Annotated in this window: 17 protein-coding genes; 8 read left to right on the top strand and 9 right to left on the bottom strand. The window is 68.2% G+C overall.

Going from position 1 to position 20,388, the window contains the following annotated elements:
• Nucleotides 1-5: 5 nt before the first annotated feature.
• Nucleotides 6-968 carry a fatty acid desaturase family protein gene (locus AC3WJT_RS07420; protein ID WP_492342466.1) on the bottom strand — a complete coding sequence of 321 codons (963 nt, stop codon included), beginning with the start codon at nt 966-968 and terminating at the stop codon, nt 6-8.
• Nucleotides 969-1,031: 63 nt separating this feature from the next.
• The gene (gene ubiA / locus AC3WJT_RS07415; RefSeq protein WP_492342465.1) at nt 1,032-1,961 is read right to left on the bottom strand and encodes a 4-hydroxybenzoate octaprenyltransferase; all 930 of its coding nucleotides are present in this window, start codon (nt 1,959-1,961) and stop codon (nt 1,032-1,034) included.
• Between the two features lie 46 nt (nt 1,962-2,007).
• On the opposite strand from ubiA, the gene AC3WJT_RS07410 reads away from it, so the two are divergent.
• The 3 genes from AC3WJT_RS07410 to AC3WJT_RS07400 all read left to right on the top strand — a co-directional run bounded on the left by AC3WJT_RS07410 (nt 2,008) and on the right by AC3WJT_RS07400 (nt 5,986).
• On the top strand, nt 2,008-2,277 hold the full coding sequence (locus AC3WJT_RS07410; protein WP_492342464.1) for a DUF454 family protein: 270 nt from the start codon (nt 2,008-2,010) through the stop codon (nt 2,275-2,277).
• Nucleotides 2,278-2,494: 217 nt separating this feature from the next.
• The gene (locus AC3WJT_RS07405) at nt 2,495-4,282 is read left to right on the top strand and encodes an ABC transporter ATP-binding protein (RefSeq protein WP_492342463.1); all 1,788 of its coding nucleotides are present in this window, start codon (nt 2,495-2,497) and stop codon (nt 4,280-4,282) included.
• A gap of 201 nt (nt 4,283-4,483) precedes the next feature.
• Complete coding sequence (locus AC3WJT_RS07400; RefSeq protein ID WP_492342462.1) at nt 4,484-5,986, top strand: S10 family peptidase; 1,503 nt, start codon at nt 4,484-4,486, stop codon at nt 5,984-5,986.
• A gap of 46 nt (nt 5,987-6,032) precedes the next feature.
• On the opposite strand, the gene AC3WJT_RS07395 is transcribed toward AC3WJT_RS07400, so the two are convergent.
• From AC3WJT_RS07395 to AC3WJT_RS07385, 3 genes are all read right to left on the bottom strand, one after another.
• Nucleotides 6,033-6,734, bottom strand: a complete 702-nt coding sequence (locus AC3WJT_RS07395; RefSeq protein WP_492343333.1) for a murein L,D-transpeptidase catalytic domain-containing protein — start codon at nt 6,732-6,734, stop codon at nt 6,033-6,035.
• 121 nt (nt 6,735-6,855) lie between these two features.
• The gene (locus AC3WJT_RS07390; protein ID WP_492342461.1) at nt 6,856-8,064 is read right to left on the bottom strand and encodes a winged helix-turn-helix domain-containing protein; all 1,209 of its coding nucleotides are present in this window, start codon (nt 8,062-8,064) and stop codon (nt 6,856-6,858) included.
• A complete protein-coding gene (locus AC3WJT_RS07385; protein WP_492342460.1) occupies nt 8,061-9,041 on the bottom strand; it encodes an aldo/keto reductase in 981 nt (326 codons plus the stop codon). Before AC3WJT_RS07385 ends, AC3WJT_RS07390 begins: the two co-directional genes overlap by 4 nt.
• Before the next feature lie 94 nt (nt 9,042-9,135).
• On the opposite strand from AC3WJT_RS07385, the gene AC3WJT_RS07380 reads away from it, so the two are divergent.
• Together AC3WJT_RS07380 and AC3WJT_RS07375 are read left to right on the top strand one after the other, a co-directional pair.
• Nucleotides 9,136-10,011: a sulfotransferase domain-containing protein gene (locus AC3WJT_RS07380; RefSeq protein WP_492342459.1), complete on the top strand. Its 876-nt coding sequence runs from the start codon at nt 9,136-9,138 to the stop codon at nt 10,009-10,011.
• 20 nt (nt 10,012-10,031) lie between these two features.
• Complete coding sequence (locus tag AC3WJT_RS07375; RefSeq protein ID WP_492342458.1) at nt 10,032-10,835, top strand: FkbM family methyltransferase; 804 nt, start codon at nt 10,032-10,034, stop codon at nt 10,833-10,835.
• 1 nt (nt 10,836) lies between these two features.
• Here AC3WJT_RS07375 and ppk2 read toward each other — a convergent pair whose 3' ends face one another.
• On the bottom strand, nt 10,837-11,595 hold the full coding sequence (ppk2, locus tag AC3WJT_RS07370; protein WP_492342457.1) for a polyphosphate kinase 2: 759 nt from the start codon (nt 11,593-11,595) through the stop codon (nt 10,837-10,839).
• Between the two features lie 46 nt (nt 11,596-11,641).
• Here ppk2 and AC3WJT_RS07365 point away from each other — a divergent pair, with 46 nt between their 5' ends.
• Both AC3WJT_RS07365 and AC3WJT_RS07360 read left to right on the top strand, forming a co-directional pair.
• Nucleotides 11,642-12,364, top strand: a complete 723-nt coding sequence (locus AC3WJT_RS07365) for a 16S rRNA (uracil(1498)-N(3))-methyltransferase (RefSeq protein WP_492342456.1) — start codon at nt 11,642-11,644, stop codon at nt 12,362-12,364.
• A gap of 302 nt (nt 12,365-12,666) precedes the next feature.
• Nucleotides 12,667-14,040 (top strand): glutamate--cysteine ligase, encoded by a 1,374-nt coding sequence (locus tag AC3WJT_RS07360; RefSeq protein WP_492342455.1) that lies wholly within the window; start codon nt 12,667-12,669, stop codon nt 14,038-14,040.
• Between the two features lie 162 nt (nt 14,041-14,202).
• Here the strand turns inward: AC3WJT_RS07360 and AC3WJT_RS07355 are convergent, their stop codons facing one another.
• Nucleotides 14,203-14,607 carry a DUF427 domain-containing protein gene (locus tag AC3WJT_RS07355; protein ID WP_492342454.1) on the bottom strand — a complete coding sequence of 135 codons (405 nt, stop codon included), beginning with the start codon at nt 14,605-14,607 and terminating at the stop codon, nt 14,203-14,205.
• A 184-nt stretch (nt 14,608-14,791) separates the two neighbouring features.
• Here AC3WJT_RS07355 and AC3WJT_RS07350 point away from each other — a divergent pair, with 184 nt between their 5' ends.
• Entirely contained in the window at nt 14,792-16,690 is a 1,899-nt protein-coding gene (locus AC3WJT_RS07350; RefSeq protein WP_492342453.1) for a peptide MFS transporter, read from the top strand.
• A 109-nt stretch (nt 16,691-16,799) separates the two neighbouring features.
• On the opposite strand, the gene AC3WJT_RS07345 is transcribed toward AC3WJT_RS07350, so the two are convergent.
• Nucleotides 16,800-18,815, bottom strand: coding sequence for a TonB-dependent receptor plug domain-containing protein (locus AC3WJT_RS07345; protein WP_492342452.1), 2,016 nt, complete (start codon nt 18,813-18,815; stop codon nt 16,800-16,802).
• A 135-nt stretch (nt 18,816-18,950) separates the two neighbouring features.
• A complete protein-coding gene (gene tldD / locus AC3WJT_RS07340; protein WP_492342451.1) occupies nt 18,951-20,381 on the bottom strand; it encodes a metalloprotease TldD in 1,431 nt (476 codons plus the stop codon).
• Nucleotides 20,382-20,388: the final 7 nt, after the last annotated feature.

Genomic DNA, 20,388 nt, shown 5'->3' with positions numbered 1-20,388 from the left:
GGGACTTAGGCGGCCGCTACGGCGGCCTTGCTGGACGCCTCCCGCAGCACCGTCAGATACCCCGGCGCGGTCAGCATCTTCTCCATCACGCCCTTCTGCTTCAGCAGTCGGTGCACCTTCGGCAGGTTCCAGCAGGGGACGTGCATGAACATGTGATGTTCGCAGTGATAGTTGACGTAGTAGGGCGCCATCAGCAGCCGCGCGATCGGGCCGGCAAGGGTCGTGCGGGCGTGGCGCAGGGGGTCGGGCTGGTCCTTTCCGACCAGGGCGTGCTCGGCGATGTTCCGCAGACGGGTGATCAGCGGATACCAGGTCGCCATCGGCAGCAGCCACAGCACCGGCCAGGCCCACCACAGGCCGACCGCTGACAGCAGCACGATCACCGGGATGTGGAAGATCAGGAACGGCGACCAGAATTTCAGGACGCCCTTCGCCGTCTTGCTCAACGGGACGCCCTTTCTCGCGCCGGTCCTGAAGGCGTCGATGCTCGGCTGGATACGCTGCTTGTAGAAGGTCTGGCCGGTCAGATCGCGGACCGCCTTGCGCCACAGCGACTGGCGCGTGATCGGGAACGGGGCGGAGAGGCCGAGGTCGGGGTCCTCTTCCTGCTGGGCGAACTTGTGGTGCTGCAGATGGTAGTCGCGGTAGCGCTGCAGATCGCCGTTGGTCGGGGCGCCGGCCAGCCAGTGGCCGATCCAGTCGTTGACCTTCTGGTTCGGGTGCAGGCAGCCGTGGGCCCCGTCATGCATCAGGATCGCCAGCCCCAGCTGGCGGCAGCCGATGATCATCACCGCCAGCACCAGCGTCAGCGGATTGGGCCAGATCACGAACAGCGCGCCCGCCGCGACGATGGTCAGCCAGGCGTGGGCGATCAGCCAGATCCCCTTCCACGACGAGCGGGCCGCCAGCGGCGCCCACTCTTCGTCGGTGAAGAAGTCCTTCGGTTTCACACGTGCTGCGACGGCCATGCGGGGATTATCTCATCTCCATGGCGGGATGGGTAGGCGGGCGGCGGGTCGCCGCTTCAGGCGTCAGAACGCCCCGCCCGGCTGCCAGACGCCGACGGCCAGCGCGACCACCAGGATCACGCCCGCCCAGGTGTTTGACTTGAACAGCGCCAGGGCGCCGGCCGGGTCGCCGACGTCGAGCTTCGCCGCCTGCCGCGACAGGTGCAGCGCGAACAGCGCCGCCGGCGGCAGGAACAGCGGTCCCAGCCCGCCGATCCAGGCGCCCGTCAGCACCAGACAGAAGCTGACAAGGTAGAAGGCCAGCACCGCCCGCGGCGCCTGGTCGCCCAGTCGCAAGGCGGACGACTTCACGCCGGCGAGGGCGTCGTCCTCAAGATCCTGCACCGCGTAGATGGTGTCGTAGCCGAGGGTCCAGAACACGAGCCCCGCGTAGAGCAGGATCGCCGGCCAGCCCGGCGCGCCGGCCGCCGCCGCGAACCCCATCAGGGCGCCCCAGTTGAATGTCAGGCCCAGCCAGGCCTGCGGCCACCAGGTGATCCGCTTCATGAACGGGTAGCCGGCCACCAGCGCCAGCGACGCGACGCCCAGGCCGATCGTCCACCCGTTCATCGACAGCAGGATGACCAGACTGACCAGGCAGCAGCCGATGACGAACGCCCAGGCCTGTTTGACGCTGATCTGGCCAGACGGGATCGGCCGGCCCGCCGTGCGGGCGACCTTGGCGTCGATGTCGCGGTCGACGATGTCGTTGTAGGCGCAGCCCGCCGCGCGCATCAGCGCCGCACCGACGAAGAACAGCAGCATCAGGACCGGGTCGGGCGCCCGCCCGCCCACGGCGGCGGCGAGGGCCAGTCCCATCCAGCCGGGCAGCATCAGCAGCCAGATCCCGGTCGGCCGGTCGAACCGGCCGAGCTTCAGCCAGGGCCGCAGGGCGACGGGCGCATGCCGGTCCACCCAGTTGGTCGGCGCGGCGTCGGGCAGGATCGAACTCATGGGCTGTTGGTGGCGGAAAGCGGCCGAACCCGCAATAGTGCCCGCCATGGAGACTCCGCCGCCGAACCGCCGCCGGTCGCCCGCCGCCCGCGCCGCGCTCGACGGCCTGGGCGCGGCGCTCGTGGCCGTGGGCGCCGTCGGCGTCGTGACGCCCGGCCTGCCGACGACCGTGTTCTGGATCGGGGCCGTGGTCTGCTTCCTCAAGACCCGGCCGCACGCGGTGCGGCCGCTCCTGAGGACGCCGGTCGTCGGCCCGGCGATCATCGGGTTCCTCAGGTGGCGACCGTTCGGGGGCGGGGGGACCCGCAGGCGCTGACCCTGCGTCCTTCGAGACGCGATCCTGAGGGATCGCTCCTCAGGATGACGCAGCGGGTTGGGCTGCAATCGTGTTCGTCATGGTGAGGAGCGAGGCATCAGCCGAGCGTCTCGAACCACACAGCCCTGCGACCCGCCCGCTTCTCCGGCGCCAAATCAGCGAACGCCCCTCCCACCGAACACCGTTCGGGATTACACACCCCGCAACAGGTCTTTCCATGAGCGAGCAATACGAAGACGAGGAGGTCACCCGGGGACGGGTGCTTTCCAACGGCCAGGTCATGGCCTTCATCGCCGGCTTCTGGCTGCGGCGGCGATGGCTGCTGCTCGGGTCGGCGGGCGGGATGCTGCTGGCCATGGGGTTCGAGCTCGCGCTGCCCTGGGCGGCGCGCGGCCTCGTCGATTCAGTGACCGGACCGGACAAGGCCGCCAGCGGCGCGTGGGTCGCCTGGGGCCTGTTCGTCGGCGCCTATCTGGCCTTCACGGTCACCCGCAACATCGCCTTCCGGTTCTGGAACCCGCTGGCCGCGCGGAACATGGAGGAGATGACCAACGAGGGCTTTCGCCGGGTCCAGTCGTTCTCCGCCGACTGGCACGCGGACACCTTCGCCGGCGCGACCGTACGACGCCTGTCGCGGGCCATGTGGGGCTATGACTCGGTGTCGGACGCGGTGGTGCTCTGGCTCGGCCCGGCGCTGCTGTTGCTGGTCGGCCAGTCGATCCTGATCGCCCTGCAGTGGCCGCTGGTCGGCGGCGTGGCGCTGTTCGTGGTGTTCGCCTTTCTGTGGGTGAACCTCTGGGTGGTGAAGGTCTATGTCCGGCCGGCCAACCTGCGCTCGAACGCGCTGGACTCGCGGATCGGCGGCGCGCTGGCCGACGCCCTGAGCGCCAACCCGACGGTCAAGAGCTTCGGCGCCGAGGCGCGCGAAGAGGCCCGGTTCGGCAGGCTGACGGCCGACTGGCGCACCGCGGTCCAGATCACCTGGGGCCGGTTCATGGACATCTGGCTGCTGCAGAACCTGCTGACCATGCTGCTGCAGGCGGTGATGACCGGCACGCTGGTCTGGCTGTGGACGAAGGGCCGGGCGAGCCCCGGCGACATCGCGTTCGGCATCACCACCTTCATGCAGATGAACGGCTATCTGCGGAACATCGGCGAGAACGTCCGCATGTTCCAGAAGGGCGTCGACGACGTCGAGGACGTGGCCAACTTCGCCGGCATGGCGCCGCAGGTCGCCGATCCGGCGACGCCTCAGCCGTTCCGCGCCGTTGAGGGCGAGATCGTCTTCGACGCCGTGACTTTCGCCTACAAGAGCGCCGACACGCCGCTGTATGACAGCTTCTCCCTGCGCATCGCGCCGGGCGAGCGGGTGGCGCTGGTCGGGGCGACCGGCGCGGGCAAGTCGACCTTCGTCAAGCTGGTGCAGCGGCTCTACGACCTGAACGCCGGCGCGATCCGCATCGACGGCCAGAACATCGCCGCCGTGGCCCAGGGCGAACTGCGCCGGGCCATCGCCGTGGTGCCGCAGGACCCGGCCCTGTTCCATCGGACCATCGCCGAGAACATTGGCTACGCCCGCCCCGGCGCGACCCTCGACGAGATCCGCCTGGCCGCCCGCCGCGCCCGCGCCGAGGAGTTCATCGACAGGCTACCCAAGGGCTACGACACCCTGGTCGGCGAGCGGGGGGTCAAGCTGTCGGGCGGCGAGCGCCAGCGCGTGGCCATCGCCCGGGCCTTCCTCGCCGACGCGCCGATCCTGGTGTTCGACGAGGCGACCAGCTCGCTCGACGTCGAGACCGAGCTGTCGGTCCAGGCGGCGATGGACGAGCTGATGGCCGGTCGCACGACCATCGTCATCGCCCACCGCCTGTCCACGATCCGCCACGCCGACCGCATCCTGGTGTTCGACAAGGGCCGCGTCGTCGAGGAAGGCGACCACGCCGAGTTGAAGGCGAAGGGCGGCGCCTATGCACGGCTGGCGGCCGTGGCCGAGGGGACGGCCTAGCCGAAAAACGACCGTCATGGCCCGGCTTGTCCGGGCCACCCAGGCACGCAGACTTCCGACAGTTCACACTGTCGATCCGGGACCTCTCCGTCCCGCACGGTGTTCATGGGTGGCCCGAACAGGTCGGGCCATGACGGCGATTGTGATTGATGGGGCTGTGGAGCTAGGGTCGCGCCGCATCACAGTGTCGGGGGAGTCACCATGCGCATACTGACGGTTCTTGGCCTTGCGGCCGCGATGGCGCTCGGGGGCCTCACCGCCGCTTCCGCCGCTGACAAGCCGGCCGACGCCGCGGCGGCCAAGCCGGCTGACAGCGACCTGCCGCCCTTCCCTGCCGACGCCACGGTCAAGCAGGTGACCCACGTCGCCGGCAAGACGCTGAACTACACCGTCACCGTCGGCTCGCTGCCGGTGCGCGACGACAAGGGCAAGATCACCGCCGAGGTGGTGTTCACGGCCTATGTGCTCGACGGCCCGCGCAATCCGAACCGTCCGGTGACCTTCGCCTTCAACGGCGGGCCGGGCGCGGCCAGCGTCTATCTGAACCTCGGCGCGATCGGGCCCAAGCGGGTGCAGTTCGGCGCCCAGGGCGACGCGCCCTCGGACTCTGCGGTGCTGCAGGACAACCCCTTCACCTGGCTGGACTTCACCGACCTGGTGTTCATCGACCCGGTCGGCACCGGCTTCTCCCGCTCGCGGGTCTCGCTCGAGGAGAGCAAGAAGGCCTTCTTCGGCGTCGACCAGGACATCGCCTACCTGTCGCGCATCGTCTACGACTGGCTGCTGAAGAACGGCCGGATGACCTCGCCGAAGTACATCACGGGCGAGAGCTACGGCGGCTTCCGCGGGCCGCGCCTGACCCACTACCTGCAGACCGAGCTGGGCGTCGGGATCAACGGCGTGATCCTGGTCTCGCCGTTCTTCGACGGGACCAGCTGGTCGGGCGGCGATTTCTCGCCGATGCCCTGGGCGGTCACCCTGCCCTCGATGGCGGCGGCCAACTACGAGCGCCAGGGCAAGACGCTGTCGCCGGAGCAGATGGCCGAGGTCGAGCAGTATGTCCGCACCGAATTCCTGACCGACTTCATGGCCGGCCGGACCAACCAGGCGGCGCTGGAGCGGATCATCAAGCGGGTCACCGCCTACACCGGCCTGGACGAGGCCGTCGTGCGCCAGATGGGCGGGCGGATCGACAGCCGCGCCTACCTGCGCGAGCTCTATCGCCGCGAGGGCCGGATCGGCAGCTGGTACGACTCCAACGTCACGGCCTGGGACCCCTACCCCTTCGCGCCCAGCCAGCGCAGCGGCGACCCGATCCTCGACGCCCTGATCGCGCCGACGACCAGCGCCATGGTCGACTTCGTCACCCGCATCGTCGGCTGGAAGGTCGAAGCCCGCTACAACGCGCTCAGCGACGCGGTGAACAACGCCTGGGAAGACGAGCTGCCGACGATCGAGGCGGTGTCGGCCTTCCGCAAGTCACTGGCCAACGATCCGAAGATGAAGGTGCTGATCGTCCACGGCTACGACGACCTCAGCTGCCCCTACTTCGCCTCGCGCATCGTCATCGACCAGCTTCCGCCGATGGGCAATCCGGGCCGGGTGCAGCTGAAGGTCTATCCGGGCGGGCACATGTTCTACAGCCGCCCCGACAGCGGCGCGACCATGCGGCGCGACGTGATGGCGCTGTACGGGGCGGGCTGAGGGAAAAGAGGGGGACATGCACTCAAGTGCATGTCCCTGACAGTCGCTAGACCCCGGCGAACAGCAGGCGGCCGCCGTCCATGTCGGGGCGGAGCTGGCCGAGGTCCGCGCGGCTCAGGCTGAAGCAGCCGTAGGACCTGCCGAGCTTGCCGTTGGCGGCGAGGTAGCCGGGCTCGCAGTAGTCAGCGGCATGGACGATGATCGCCCGGTCGCGCGCCTCGGAATTGCTCGGCTCCAGCCCGTCCAGCAGGACGTTGGGGCCGTGCTTGGCGCCCATGCCGGGACCCGCCGTCCGATAGGCGCCGACCGACGAGGCATAGGAGCTGGGCGTGTTCGAGAACCGCTGGGCGAAGCCGGTGTGGGCCGGGTCGGAGCCCCTGCCGTGGGCGGTGTGGAACGCCTTCACCTGGCCGCTCTCAAGATCCAGCCGGAACAGGCGCGGCTTGCCCGAGTGGACCTGGAAATCGACGATGTAGATGCGGTCTTCGTGGTCCACCCGGTCGCGATGGCGCTTAAGGGCGTCGAGCGCCGCGTGCATCAGCGGCCGGCGGATCAGCCCCTGCGGATCGAGTTCGGGACCCAGCACCTGGATCGGGGCGGCGGCCAGCACGGGCGGCGGCGGAAGGGGCGCGGGCGGGACGGTCAGGGTCGAAGCGACCAGCGAGGGCTTCGGGGTCGAGGCGGCGCACGAGGCCGTCAACGCCGCCAGGCCAACGATAAGTCCGCGCCGCGACAGGCGCTCTTCCACGTTACGCAAGATCGGATACTCCGCTAGGCGCCCCCGCGCGGTCTGAGGGGGCTCGATAGCCCACCTCTCCCGGCGCTTGAACCCGGTTTGATGTCGCACCCGCTCACTTTCCCGATAGTGGTCAGTTCGCGGGCGCCTGCAACGCCGACTGCAAACGCACCGCCAGATCGCCCTTTCCGGCGACCTCGACGCGCTCGAGACCCAGCCAGCCGGCCATCCGGTTCAGCTCGGCGGCGAGGGCCGCAGGGGTTTCCGCGCCGGCTTCGGGCTCGGCGTGGGCGGCCTGGACCCGCAGCACCTTCGCCTGCCGGTCGGCTTTCAGGTCGACCCGGGCGGTGATCGCCTCGCCCTCCAGGAACGGCAGCACATAGTAGCCGTGCAGGCGCTTCTCGGCCGGGGTGTAGATCTCCAGCCGGATCTGGATGCCGAACAGGCGCTCGGCCCGGTCGCGGAACCAGATCAGGTTGTCGAACGGCGAAAGCAGGGCGTGGGCGCTGATCCGCTTCGGCTTTGCATCGGCGTGGAGATAGGCGGGTTTGCTCCAGCCCTGCACGGTCACCGGCGTCAGCTCGCCGGCCTCGACCAGTTCGCGCACCGCCCGCCGCGCGCCATCGAGCGGCAGGCGGTAGTAATCCCGCAGGTCCGCCTCGGTCGCGACGCCCATGGCCTTGGCCGAGCGCCGCACGAGTTCGCGGATCGCGTCCTCTTCAGACGGCGTCGGCAGTCCGATGACGGTCGCCGGCAAGGCGCGCTCGGTGATGTCGTAGACCCGCTCGAAGCCTCGCCGCGTGGCGGTGGTCAGGTAGCCGGTCCAGAACAGCCATTCGAGCGCCCGCTTGCCCTCTGACCAGGACCACCAGCCCGGCTGGCCGCGCGGGCCGGTGGCGAAGTCGCCGCCGGTCACCGGTCCCCGCTGCTCGATCTCGGCGAGGATGTTGTCGATGTAGTCGCGGCGCTCGCGACCGAACCGCGCCAGCCCGCCCCAGGTCTCCCCGGCCTCCGCCCGCGCCATGCGCCAGCGGAACAGCGGCTGCATCTCCAGCGGCAGCAGCGAGGCCTCGTGGCCCCAGTACTCGAACAGCGTCCGCTTCCTGCCCCAGGCCTCGGCCTCCAGCACGCCCTGCGGATAGTCCCCCAGCCGCGAGAAGGCCGGCAGGTAGTGGGTTCGGGTCAGAACGTTGACGCTGTCGATCTGGATCACGCCCAGTCGCCCGGCGACCTTGCCGAAGTGACTGCGCCCCGGCGCGACGTGGCGGCGCGACTCGGCGAACCCCTGCGCCGTCAGGGCGATGCGGCGGGCCTGTTTGAGAGAGAGGTCGTAGGGCTTCACGCGTGATCCAGCACGGGCTTGGGCCGGTAGGGCGTCTCCAGCGCCGCGACCTCGTCGTCGCCGAGGGCGACATCCAGCGCCGACAGGGCGTCGGTCAGGTGGTGCAGCTTGCTGGCGCCGATGATCGGCGCGGTGATCCCCGGATTGCGCAGCACCCAGGCCAGGGCGACCTGCATGTTCGACAGGCCGCGCGCGCCGGCGATGGCTTCAACCGCATCGACCACGGCGAAATCGGCGTCGCGGTAGTAGAGGCGCGGCGCGAACTCGTCGGTGCGGGCCCGTTCGGTATTGCCCTCGCCGACCTTGGCCCGGCCGCCAGCCAGGAAGCCGCGCGCGAGCGGCGACCAGGGGATCACTCCGATGCCCTGGTCCTTGCAGAGGGGCAGCATCTCCCGCTCCTCCTCGCGGTAGACGAGATTGTACTGCGGCTGCATCGAGACGAACTTCGTCCAGCCGTTCTGCTCGCTGACGGCCAGCATCCTGGCGAACTGCCACGCGTACATCGACGAGGCGCCGATGTAGCGGGCCTTGCCCGCCTTCACGACGTCATGCAGCGCCTCGAGCGTCTCCTCGATCGGCGTGTCGTAGTCGAAGCGATGGATCTGGAAGAGGTCGACGTAATCCACCCCGAGCCGCTTCAGGCTGGCGTCGATCGAACTCATGATGTGCTTGCGCGACAGGCCCCTGTCGTTCGGCGCCGCGCTCATCGGCAGGTGCACCTTGGTGGCGATGACCACCTCGTCCCGGCTGGCGAACTCCTTCAGCAGCTTGCCGGTGACCACCTCGCTCTGGCCGATCGAATAGACGTTGGCCGTGTCGAAGAAATTGATCCCGCCCTCGATGGCCGCCCGGAAGAACGGCCGACTCTCCTCCTCCTCGAGAATCCATGGCCGCCAGGTCTTGCTGCCGTAGGTCATGCAGCCGAGGCAGAGGCGCGAGACCTTCAGGCCGGTCTGGCCCAGACGAACGTATTCCATGACGTCTCTCCCGCGGCTGTCGTGACACGCCGCCGCAACCTGTCGCATATAGGGTCCGGACCGGCCCGGCCGGACGAGGGGGAGAGTGACGACCTTGACGGCTTTGACAAGCAGCGACGTGCCTGAAACCCAGCGGGGCGGCGCCGCGGCCGACCGGGCGTTCCGCCTGCACTGCCTGGACCGCGACAACACCAACCTGAACCTGTTCAAGCATCGCGACTGGCAGGGATTCATGGTCACCGGCCAGCATTCCGGCACCCACTGGATCAAGTGGATGCTCAGCCTGGCGCTCGCCCACCAGTACGGGCTCGAGCCGCCGCGCTACATGAACAATCCGTCGTCGAACGACTTCATCGGGCATCCGAAACACAAGCGGAAACATCCCGATCTGCCGCGCGTGGCGAGCACCCATTCGATCCCGCCCAATGCCGCGCATTGGGGCTGGCTGCGCGCGCTGGCGCCCCTGCCGCCCTACGCCGTGGTCGTGCGCGACATCCCCGACGTGCTGATCTCGAACTACGAGAAATGGCGCGAACGCTACGGCGTGTCCTTCTCGCGCTACGTCGCCGGCGACCCGTGGCAGAAGGTCTATATCTGCGATGTGTGGTGGTACATCCGCTACCTCAACCAGTGGGGCGAGGTCGCGTCGCGCTATCCGCAGGACACCATGGTCATGACCTATGAGTCGTTCCGCGACGATCCGCGGACGGCGCTGGAGCGGATCGCCCGGCAACTGCGGCTGGACCTGAGCCCCGCGGCGCTCGACGCAGGCGTGGCGGGCGGGACCAAGGAGGCCATGGCCAGGGCCCAGGACCCGGATATCCAGGATTTCCCCGTCCGCGCGGACGGCGCCGGCCGGGCGGCGTTCTCCGAAGAGGACCGGGCGCTGATGCTGGCCATCCTCGACCGACACCTGCGCCACGATTTCGGCTATGGCTATTTCGACAAGCCGCGCGGCTTTCAGATCTGAGCGCGAAGTAACAGGGTCCCATGAGCAGCATCCGCGTCCTCAGCCACGCTTTCCGCGCGTGGCGTCGAAACCTCCGCTCGGCCAAGCATGAGCCGGAAACCCCCTATCTCGCGGACCTTCTGTCCGGCGCGCCCGTCTGCCTGCACGTCGGCGCCAGCGATGGCCGGCACACCTATGTGATGACGCAGGTCGCGCCCGACGCCCGCATCGTCGCGTTCGAGCCGTCAGCGTTCAGCTTCGAGGTGCTGGGTCACTGCCTCGCCTGGCACGGCATCGCCAGCCAGGTGACGAAGGTGCATGCGGCGGTGTCGGATGCGCCGGGCGAGATGCTGCTGGTGACGCCGAAGAAGGGCTCCGGCCGGATGGGTCGGGCCTATGCCTTCATCGCCGAGCGCGCGCCCGAGGGTCAGGTCCGGCCGGATCTGGAAGACATCGGCGTGGCCACGCAACCGACGCCTGTCGTCACCCTGGACGGCTGGTGCGCCGCCAACGGGGTCGACCATGTCGACTTCATCCGCATGGACATCGAGGGCGCCGAGCAGCTGGCCCTGACCGGCGCGACGACGATCCTTGACCGCGACAGCCCGCACGTCCTGCTGGAGATCCATCCAGTGATGCTGAAGGCGCAGTTCGGCGGCTCGGCCGAGGCGGTGATCGACCTGTTCCTGTCGCGCGGCTACCGCATGTTCGCGCTCAATGAGGACTCCCTGGAAGAGCGGACGACCGCCGTTCCGGATCTGCCGTGGAAGGACTACTTCTTCATCCACCCGTCAAAGGCCGCCACCCTGCCGCGGGGCGCCTTCAGGACGCTGATGGCCGCCTGACCTAGCGGTGCAGCCGGCCGTCGGTCAGCGCGGCCGGGTCAAACCGGAAGATCACCTCCGGATCAGGCTTGGCCACGCCCTTGCGCACCTTGTCCGGGGCGGTCGTGTGCAGCCACCAGCGCAGGATGTTGAGCCGGGCCGGCTTCTTGTGATCGGCCCGCACGCAGATCCACGGCGCCTCGTCGCAGTCGGTGCGGCGGAGCATCTCGTCGCGCGCGGCGGTGTAGTCGTCCCACTTGGCCTCGGCGACATCGTCCAGCGGGCTGGTCTTGAACACCTTGAGCGGATCGGTGCGGCGGGCCTTGAGGCGTTTGGCCTGCTCCTCGGCCGAGATGTCGAGCCAGAACTTCACCAGCTTCACGCCGCTGGCCACCAGCATCGTCTCGAAATGGGTGACGACACGCAGGAACTCCTCGTGCTGCTCCGGCGTGCAGAAGCCCATCACCGGCTCGACCCCGGCCCGGTTGTACCAGGAGCGGTTGAACAGCACGTACTCCCCGCCCGCCGGCAGGTGGGCGACATAGCGCTGGAAGTACCACTGCGTCCGCTCGCGGTCGGAGGGTTTGGGCAGGGCGACGACGCGGGTCTCGCGGCGCGCCAGCGGCGTGGTGACGCGCTCGATCGCGCCGTCCTTGCCGGCCGCGTCACGCCCCTCGAAGATGATGAGGACCTTCCAGCCCTCCTTGATCGCGAGCTGCTGGGTGCGGATCATCGCGATCTGGAGTTCGCGAAGCTCGGCGTCGTAGGCGTCGTTGTCCATGCAGAGACCCTACCGCCCTATGCCGCATGACCGCTAGAAGAGTCCGATGATCCGCCTTCATGTTCCTGACGACCTCGCCGCCGGCGCCGATATCGCCCCCTCGCCTGAGCAGGGTCGCTATCTGGTGACCGTCATGCGGCTGGCCATCGGCGGGGAGGTGCTGCTGTTCAACGGCCGCGACGGCGAATGGCGCGCGACGCTGGTCGAGGCGGGCAAGCGGGTCTGCCGGCTGGCGGTCGGGGCGCGGATGCGGACCCAGACGGAGGGGCCGGACCTCGACCTTGTCATCGCGCTGGTGAAGCGCGCCCGGCTCGAGACGATTATCGAGAAGGCCGCCGAACTGGGCGCCCGGCGCGTGCGGCTGGCCAAAACCCGCCGGACCAATGCCGACCATACCAACGTCGCGCGTCTGCAGGCGATCGCCGTCGAGGCCGCCGAACAGACCGGGCGCCTGGACGTTCCCGAGATCGTCGCCCCGGAGAAGCTGGACCGGATGCTCGACGCCTGGGACCCGGCCCGCCGGCTGGTGTTCTGCGATGAAGGCGGCGGCGTGCCGCCGATGCTGGATGCGCTGCGCTTGGCGCCGGACGGCCCGGGCGCGATCCTGATTGGCCCCGAGGGCGGGTTCGCGCCGGAAGAAGGCGAGCGCCTGCGCGCACTGCCGTTCGTCACCGCCGTCTCCCTGGGCCCGAGAATCCTGCGCGCCGACACCGCGGCGATCAGCGCCCTGACCCTCTGGCAGGCGGCGCTGGGGGACTGGCGGGTTTAGCCCTCTCATCGTCCGTGATGGCCCGGCTTGTCCGGGCCACCCAAGAACACAGTCGTCATCGCATGTCCTCCTTCGGTTGTTTCCCCTGACTTCGCCGGTGCGCCTGGGTGGCCCGGACAGGCCGGGCCATGACGGCGAACGGGTGGGAGATGGTGGCGCGTGTCAGCTGTCACACTCGCGCTCGTCACGAACCCTTGCATCGAGTGTGATTGTCTCCCACCTCGAGATGGGCGTATTGATCGCGCCCGGTCGGGGAAGGGCCTCCCTAGCCACTCAAGATGACGCCTGGGGAGGCATTTACTATGGCCACGACCGTCCGTGACGACAGGCCCCTGACACTCGATGACCTGACCGGCTGGTTCGCCTCCGGCAGCAAGCCGGCGAGCGAATGGCGCGTCGGCGCCGAACACGAGAAGTTCGGCTTTCACCTGAAGGACCACAGCCCCGTCCAGTACGGCGGCCCCGACGGCATCGAGGCGATGCTCAAGGGCCTGATGCGGTTCGGCTGGGAAGGCGTCTACGAGGACCGCGCCGACGGCGGCAGGACGCTGATCGCGCTGGAACGCAACGGCGCCAGCGTCAGCCTGGAGCCCGGCGGCCAGTTCGAGCTCTCCGGGGCGCCGCTGAACTCGATGCACGAGATCTGCGAGGAGACCGGCAGCCATCTGCAGGAAGTGAAGCAGGTCGCCGACGAACTGGGGCTCGGTTTCCTCGGCCTGGGCTTCCACCCGACGCTGAAGCGCGAAGACGCCGCGATCATGCCCAAGGGCCGCTATGTGATCATGCGGCGCTACATGCCGCTGGTCGGGTCGATGGGCCTGGACATGATGTTCCGCACCTGCACGGTGCAGGCGAACCTCGACTTCAGCTCCGAAGCCGACATGGTCGCCAAGTTCCGCACCAGCCTGGCGCTCCAGCCGATCGCCACCGCCCTGTTCGCCAATTCGCCGTTCACCGAAGGCAAGCCGAACGGCTTCCTGTCGGCCCGCGCCAACGTCTGGACCGATACCGACGCCGACCGCACGGGGATGCTGAACTTCGTCTTCGAGGACGGCTTCGGTTTTGAACGCTACGCCCGCTACGCGCTGGACGTGCCGATGTATTTCGCCAAGCGGAAGGGTCTCTACGTCGACGTGGCCGGCAAGTCGTTCCGCGACTTCATCGACGGCAAGCTGGACGAGTTGCCCGGCGACCGCGCGACGATGAAGGACTGGGTCGACCACACCAGCACCATCTTCCCGGAAGTGCGACTGAAGACGTACCTGGAAATGCGCGGCGCCGACGGCGGCCCGTGGAGCCGGCTGTGCGCCCTGCCCGCGCTCTGGACCGGCATCTTCTATGACAGCGCGGCCCTCGCGGCGGCCTGGGACCTCTGCAAGCACTGGACGCCGGAAGACCGGGAAACCGTCCGGCGCGACGTGAACCGGCTGGGCCTGAAGGCCGTCGTCGCCGGCCGCACCGTGCAGGACGTGGCGAAGGACATGATCGCCATCAGCCGCGAAGGCCTCAAGCGCCGCGCCCGGCTGGACGGCGGCTTCATCGACGAGACGACCTACCTCGGCGAACTCGAAGCCATCGCCGACAGCGGCCTGACCCCGGCCGAGCGCCTGCTTGAGAAGTTCCACGGCGACTGGAACGGCGACATCAGCCGCATTTTTGAAGACTGCGCGTACTAGGACTGACCTCTCCCACTTGGGAGAGGGGGACCACCCGCAGGGTGGTGGTGAGGGACGCGCCGCTGGCGGCAGGGACATCCGGATTGACCGTGCTTGGCCGTCGACACCACGCCTCCCTCTCCACCATGCTTCGCATGGTCCCCCTCCCCCTACTGGGGGAGGTTAGAGATAAGGCGGATCGTGCGGCGGCACGCGCTGGACGGGCGCCGGATCATCCACCTCCAGCGTGATGTGCCCGGGATCAAAGGCGATGTAGCCGGCAATGACGGCGGCTTCGTCGTACGGATCGGCGTAGGACCAGGCGACGTTCTCGACGACCTTCGCGTCCCGGGAGATCGTGTACCAGGTGGTCACGCCGCCCCAGGGACTGGTGGTGACATGGTCGTTCCGGCGCAGCACCTCGGTGCGAACATCTTCGACCGGAAAATAGCACACCACAGGTCTGCCCGGCTCTCTCAGGAACAGGGCGCGCTCGCTGTCGGCCACTTCGTGACCCTCAAACAGCGCGCGGGCGCCGGCGCCGACGGCCGTGATCGAGACGATGGGTTCATGAACAACGTTCACCATGGCGGCGTTCCTCCTCGATGGATAACGCCGCCGGCCACAGGTCGGCTCCCCATTTACGCGAACGGAAAGCCGTTGCTTGTGAATCCGGCCAACGCGTGATTTTCTCGCGCTCAAATCGCGGCGGTTCGGGGGAATCTTGCCGTTATCCCGACCGCGCGGGCCATAGAGTCACAGGGTAGGCAGTATGAATATCGTTATCGCGCTGGGGATCCTCGTGACCCTGGCCACAGGCATCCCGGTGCTTCTGCAGATGCGGAACCACCCGAAAGGCCTCTTCATTCTCTTCTTCGCCGAGATGTGGGAGCGCTTTTCCTACTACGGGATGCGCGGCATCCTGATCTTCTATCTGACGCAGCATTTCCTGTTCAAAGACGACTACGCGAGCGGCCTGTACGGCTCCTACACCTCGCTGGTCTATCTGCTGCCGCTGCTCGGCGGCATCCTGGCGGACCGCTACATCGGCACCCGCAAGGCGATCGCTTTCGGCGCGCTGTTGCTGGTCGCTGGTCACGGCATGATGGCCATCGAGGGCCAGCCGGCGAAGCAAACCCTGAATTATCAAGGCGCTGCCTACGAAATGCAGGTCCAGGGCCGTGGCTCCGACCGCAAGGTCTGCATCCAGGTCGGCGAGGGCTGCTACGCCTTCGGCGCCGGCGAGAAGGGCGTTCTCGAGATCAAGGACATGCCGGCCGCTTCGCCGCTTCCGGCCAGCCTTGCGCCGGGCGCCTACGAGATGAAGGAGACGCGTAATTCGACCTACGTGAACATCTTCTTCCTGGCGATTTCGCTGATCATCATGGGCGTCGGCTTCCTGAAGCCGAACATCTCCACGATCGTCGGCCAACTCTATCCGGAAGGCGATCCGCGCCGCGACCCGGGCTTCACGCTCTACTACTACGGCATCAACCTCGGCGCCTTCTGGGCCTCTGTGCTGTGCGGCTATCTGGGCCAGACCTTCGGCTGGGGCTGGGGCTTCGGCCTCGCGGGCGCCGGCATGCTGCTCGGCTACATCGTGTTCGTGCTCGGCAAGCCGCTGCTCGAGGGCAAGGGCGAGCCGCCCAACCCCGAGCTTCTGGCCAAGCCCTTCGTCGGGCCGCTGAACCGTGAAGGCCTGATCTATCTGGCGGGCATCCTGGGCGTCGGCCTGATCTGGATGCTGGTCCAGTCCAACGCCATCGTCGGCCTGGTGCTGAGCCTCAGCATCATCGCCTCGCTGGCCGCGATCGTCTTCATCATCGCCGTCATCTGCAAGACCTGGGTCCAGCGGCAGCGAATGATGCTGGCGATGATCCTGATTTTCGGCGCGGTGGTGTTCTTCACCCTGTTCGAGCAGGCGGGCACCTCGCTCAACCTGTTCGCCGACCGCAACGTCGACCTGGCGCTGATCAGTTCACCCATCACGATGGACCTGTTCGGCCAGAGCTTCTTCTTCGGCACCCGTGACATGGTCATGGCGGCCAACGTGCCTGCAAACGTGCGCTGGATCGACATGGGCATCACCGCCGCCCAGACCCAGTCCTTCAACGCCGGCTTCATCCTGATCTTCGCGCCGATCTTCGCCGCGCTGTGGCTGTTCCTCGGCAAGCACAAGCGCGACCCGAACCCGGTGATGAAATTCGGCCTCGGCCTGCTCCAGGTCGGTCTCGGCTTCATGGTCGTGGTCTGGGCGGCGAAGTCCGGAATGGTCAACTCGGCCTTCCAGATGCCGCTGATGATCCTCGGCTTCCTCTATCTGCTGCACACCACCGGCGAGCTGTTCCTGTCGCCCGTGGGCCTGTCGGAGATCACCAAGCTGTCGATGCCCTCGGTGGTGTCGTTCATGATGGCGGTCTGGTTCCTGTCCAGCTCCATCGCCCAGTACGTCGGCGGCATCATCGCCGGCGCCATGGGCGCCGAGACTGTCGGCGGCCAGGTCCTCGACCCGCAGGGTGCGCTGGCCACGTCGCTCGACGGCTTCGGCAAACTTGGCTGGGCCGGGATCGGCGTCGGCGTGTTCTTCATCCTCATCAGCTTCCTGGTGAAGACCTGGGGCCATGTGGGCGTTGATGGCGCGCAGTCGGCCGACGAAGCCAAGCCGCACTGATCGCCTGATCAGTCCTGAAACGGCGAAGGGCCCCGGGAGCGATCCCGGGGCCCTTCTTCTTTGGCCGCGTGCGAGGGGTCAGGGGCCCGCGGCCGAAGCGGCTGTTGCGTCAGCCGAACGTGCGGCGGATGCGGATGTAGGCGAACGGGTCGAAGTCCAGCGGCCGCTTGTCGATGAAATCGATCCCCGAGGTGTTGCGCGGCCCGCTGTAGACCTCGCGGGTGCGGGTGAAATCGCGGCCCAGCAGGTTCTGCAGCTCGACGCGGATGCTCAGGTTCGGCTGCGGCTTGTACTCGGCGTAGAGCTGGAGCCAGGTGCCCAGTTCCACCGTCTCGATCTGGTCGAAGCGATAGTAGCGCTCCTCGAAGCCGAGGCCGGTGTTGATGCCCCACTGGGTCCGGTATTTCGGCAGGTCCTGGGAGAAGTTGATTTCGCCCTCGAACGGGGCCTGGCCGCTGATGCGCCGCGCTTCGCCGGTGACCGGGTCGGTGACCTCGGACTTGCTCCACTGGCCGTCGGCGCGGAGCAGACCGCCGGGGATGCCGAACCTGACCAGCGGCAGGTTTAGCGAAACCCGGAAGCTGTCGCTGGTCCCGTCGCCGATGTTGCCCGGGGCGTCGAACGCATACCCCGGTCCGATGATCGGCACCCGGTCGGTGGCGTCAGTGATCTCGCGGTGGATGGCGGTGAAGACGACCGCGCCATCCTTCCAGAACTTGCGCTCATAGGCCGCCTCGGCGACCCAGGTCTTGGCCGGCTCAAGGTCGGCGTTGCCCGCGGTTCCCAGCCCGGTCGCAAAGGCCACCGATGATACGAAGTCGCCGAAATCCAGCTGGCCGACCTCGCGTTCGACCCGCAGGCGGAACTGGTCCGCCGGCGTGGGGGACCAGGTCACGGCCAGGCGCGGCTTGGTGTAGGTCAGCGATTTCTCGAGATTGGTGTCGCCGCTCTGGGAAATGGTCGAGACCTCGATCCGCAGACCCGCCTCGACAGACAGCTTGGGCGACAGCCGCAAGGTCGACGACCCGAACACCTCGCCCCGCCGCTCCTCGACGCGGACGTTCGCCGCCGGCAGGACCACCGGCACGCCGTTCTCGACATACTCCTGGGCGCTGTCGAGGAAGTTGAACGCCACCTCGCCGCCGCCCTCGACCGACCAGGTCGGGCTCATCGTGTAGCGCAGCACGCCCCGCGCGATGCTCTCGCCGGATTCGTTTTGCTGCAGGAACACCGCGTCGTCGGCTCCCTCCACGTAGGTCGAGGAAAAGTCGGTGTAGCGACGCTGCACCAGGCCGGTGAACTCGAACCGCGTATTGGGACCCAGCGCCCGTTCCCAGTTCGTCCCGACCTCGCCCTCGTCCCGGATGAAGTCGTCGTTGACGGACAGCGCGCCCGGAGCCGGGAAGCTGAAAGCCTCGTTGAGCGACCACTCGAAGTGCTCGCGGTCCAGCTTGGCGTTGATCGACACCTTGCCGTCGAGGAACGGGCTCTTGATCCCGCTCTTGAAGGTGTAGCCGCGGCCGCCGCCGGTTTCATCGAGCTGGCTCTGGTTCAGCAGCGCGCCCGTCGGACCGACGACCGTGCGCGGGCCCTCGCCGGCGCCGTCGTCGACAAAGGTGAAGCCCAGGATCGACCAGTCGAAGGTCTGTTCGCCGAACTTCTGCGTGCCCTCGAAGCGCACGGCCGGCGCGGAGCGGCCGTCCTGGTAGAAGATGTCGGCCACTCCGATCAGCCACTGGCCGGTCTTGTCCTTGCGCAGGACGACGTTGGCGATGACCGTCTTGCCCTGCATGTCGATGCCGGGCGCACCGCCGCGGATGACGTCGATGCGCTCGACCTGGCTGGCCTGGATCCGGCGCAGGGCGTCCTCGAGCGATTCGCTCTTGGTCGCCGGCCGCTGGCCGTCGATCAGCACATTGCCGGCCGCGCCGCCGTAGCCGCGCACATTGTCGCCGCCGTCAAACGAGAAGCCCGGGATCCGGCCGATCATGTCCATGGCGGAGTTGGGCTGGGACGCGACGAAGAAGGCCGCGACATAAGGCGTCACACCAGTAGCCTCGACCGGCTGGATGACAGCCGCCTCCGGGGCCGCTGCGGCAAACATGGCGACGAGCAACTGGCTCATGAAAAGGACGTCCCCCGTGAGCCCCCCGGCCCGTGCTGGCGCGAAGGTGACGGGGACGCGCCGTCAGGGCACGTTACAAGCCTGAAATGTGCATTAAATCTCGGACAGGTTTGTTGATCGCTCAGATCACGGGCGTCAGACAGCCGTTCCGCCAACCGTCAGTCCGGTGATCTTCAGCGACGGTTGCGCCACGCCGACCGGCACGCCCTGGCCGCCCTTGCCGCAGACGCCGATGCCGGGGTCCATGGCGAAGTCGTCGCCGATCATGGTGATGCGGGTCAGGGCGCTGGGGCCGTCGCCGATCAGGCTGGCGCCCTTGACCGGCGTGGTCAGCTTGCCGTTCTCGATCAGCCACGCCTCGGTGCACTGGAAGACGAACTTGCCGTTGGTGATGTCGACCTGGCCGCCGCCGAGGTGGGCGCAGAAGATGCCGCGCCGGGTCGAGGCGATCATCTCGGCCTGGGTGTCCTTGCCGCCGAGCATGCCGGTGTTGGTCATGCGCGGCATCGGCATGTGGGCGTAGGACTCGCGGCGGGCGTTGCCCGTGGGGGTCAGGCCCATCAGCCGTGCGCTCATCCGGTCGTGCATGTAGCCCACGAGGATGCCGTCCTCGATCAGGATGGTCCGCTCGGTGGGCGTGCCCTCGTCGTCGACGGTCAGGGAGCCGCGGCGGCCGGGGATCGTGCCGTCGTCGAACACGGTGACGCCCGGCGCGGCCACGCGCTCGCCGATCCGGCCGGAGAAGGCGCTCAGACCCTTGCGGTTGAAGTCGCCCTCCAGCCCGTGGCCGACGGCCTCGTGCAGCAGCACGCCGTTCCAGCCCGGGCCGAGCACCACATCCATCTCGCCCGCCGGGCAGTCGACGGCGTCGAGGTTGGTCAGGGCCTGGGCCAGGGCGAATTCGACCTGGTCCTGCCACTTGTCGGGCGAGATCCACGCCTCGAAGCCGGCGCGCCCGCCGGCGCCGGAGGTTCCGGTTTCCCGCCGGCCGTCGCGCTCGACGGTCACCTGGACGTTCACCCGCACCAGCGGCCGGACATCGCGAATCAGCCGGCCGTCGGCGCGCAGGATCTCCACCGTGCGGCGCTCGCCGGCCATCGAGGCCATCACTTGGACCACGCGGGGGTCGCGGCCGCGGGCGAAGGCGTCGATCTCCTGCAGCAGGGCGACCTTGTCGGAGAAGCCGGGCGAGGCGACCGGGTCGTCCTCGCCATAGAGTTTCGTATTGGTCGATCGCGGCGCCTCGGCCGCGACGCCGGCGTAGCCGCGACGGGCCAGTCTCGCCGAATCGCCGGCGCGCCGGATGGCGGCCTCGGAAATCTCGCTGGCGTGGGCGTAGCCGGCCGTCTCGCCGGCGACGACCCGAAGGCCGAAGCCCTCGCTGGTGTCGTAGGAGGCGGTCTTCAGCCGGCCGTCGTCGAAGACGAAGGCCTCGCTCTCGCTGCGCTCCAGGAACAGCTCCCCGTCGTCGGCCCCGGCAAGGGCGTCGCCAAGGATGGCGCGGGCGCGGTCAGGATCGACTCCGGCGGAGTCGAGCAGCGAGGGGGCGAGAACTGATGCGGTCATGGCCTAC

The organism is Caulobacter sp. FW305-C-30-S16 (assembly GCF_058783025.1).
Note: the sequence above shows the minus strand (reverse complement) of the source record. Positions and strands in the feature narration are given on the sequence as shown.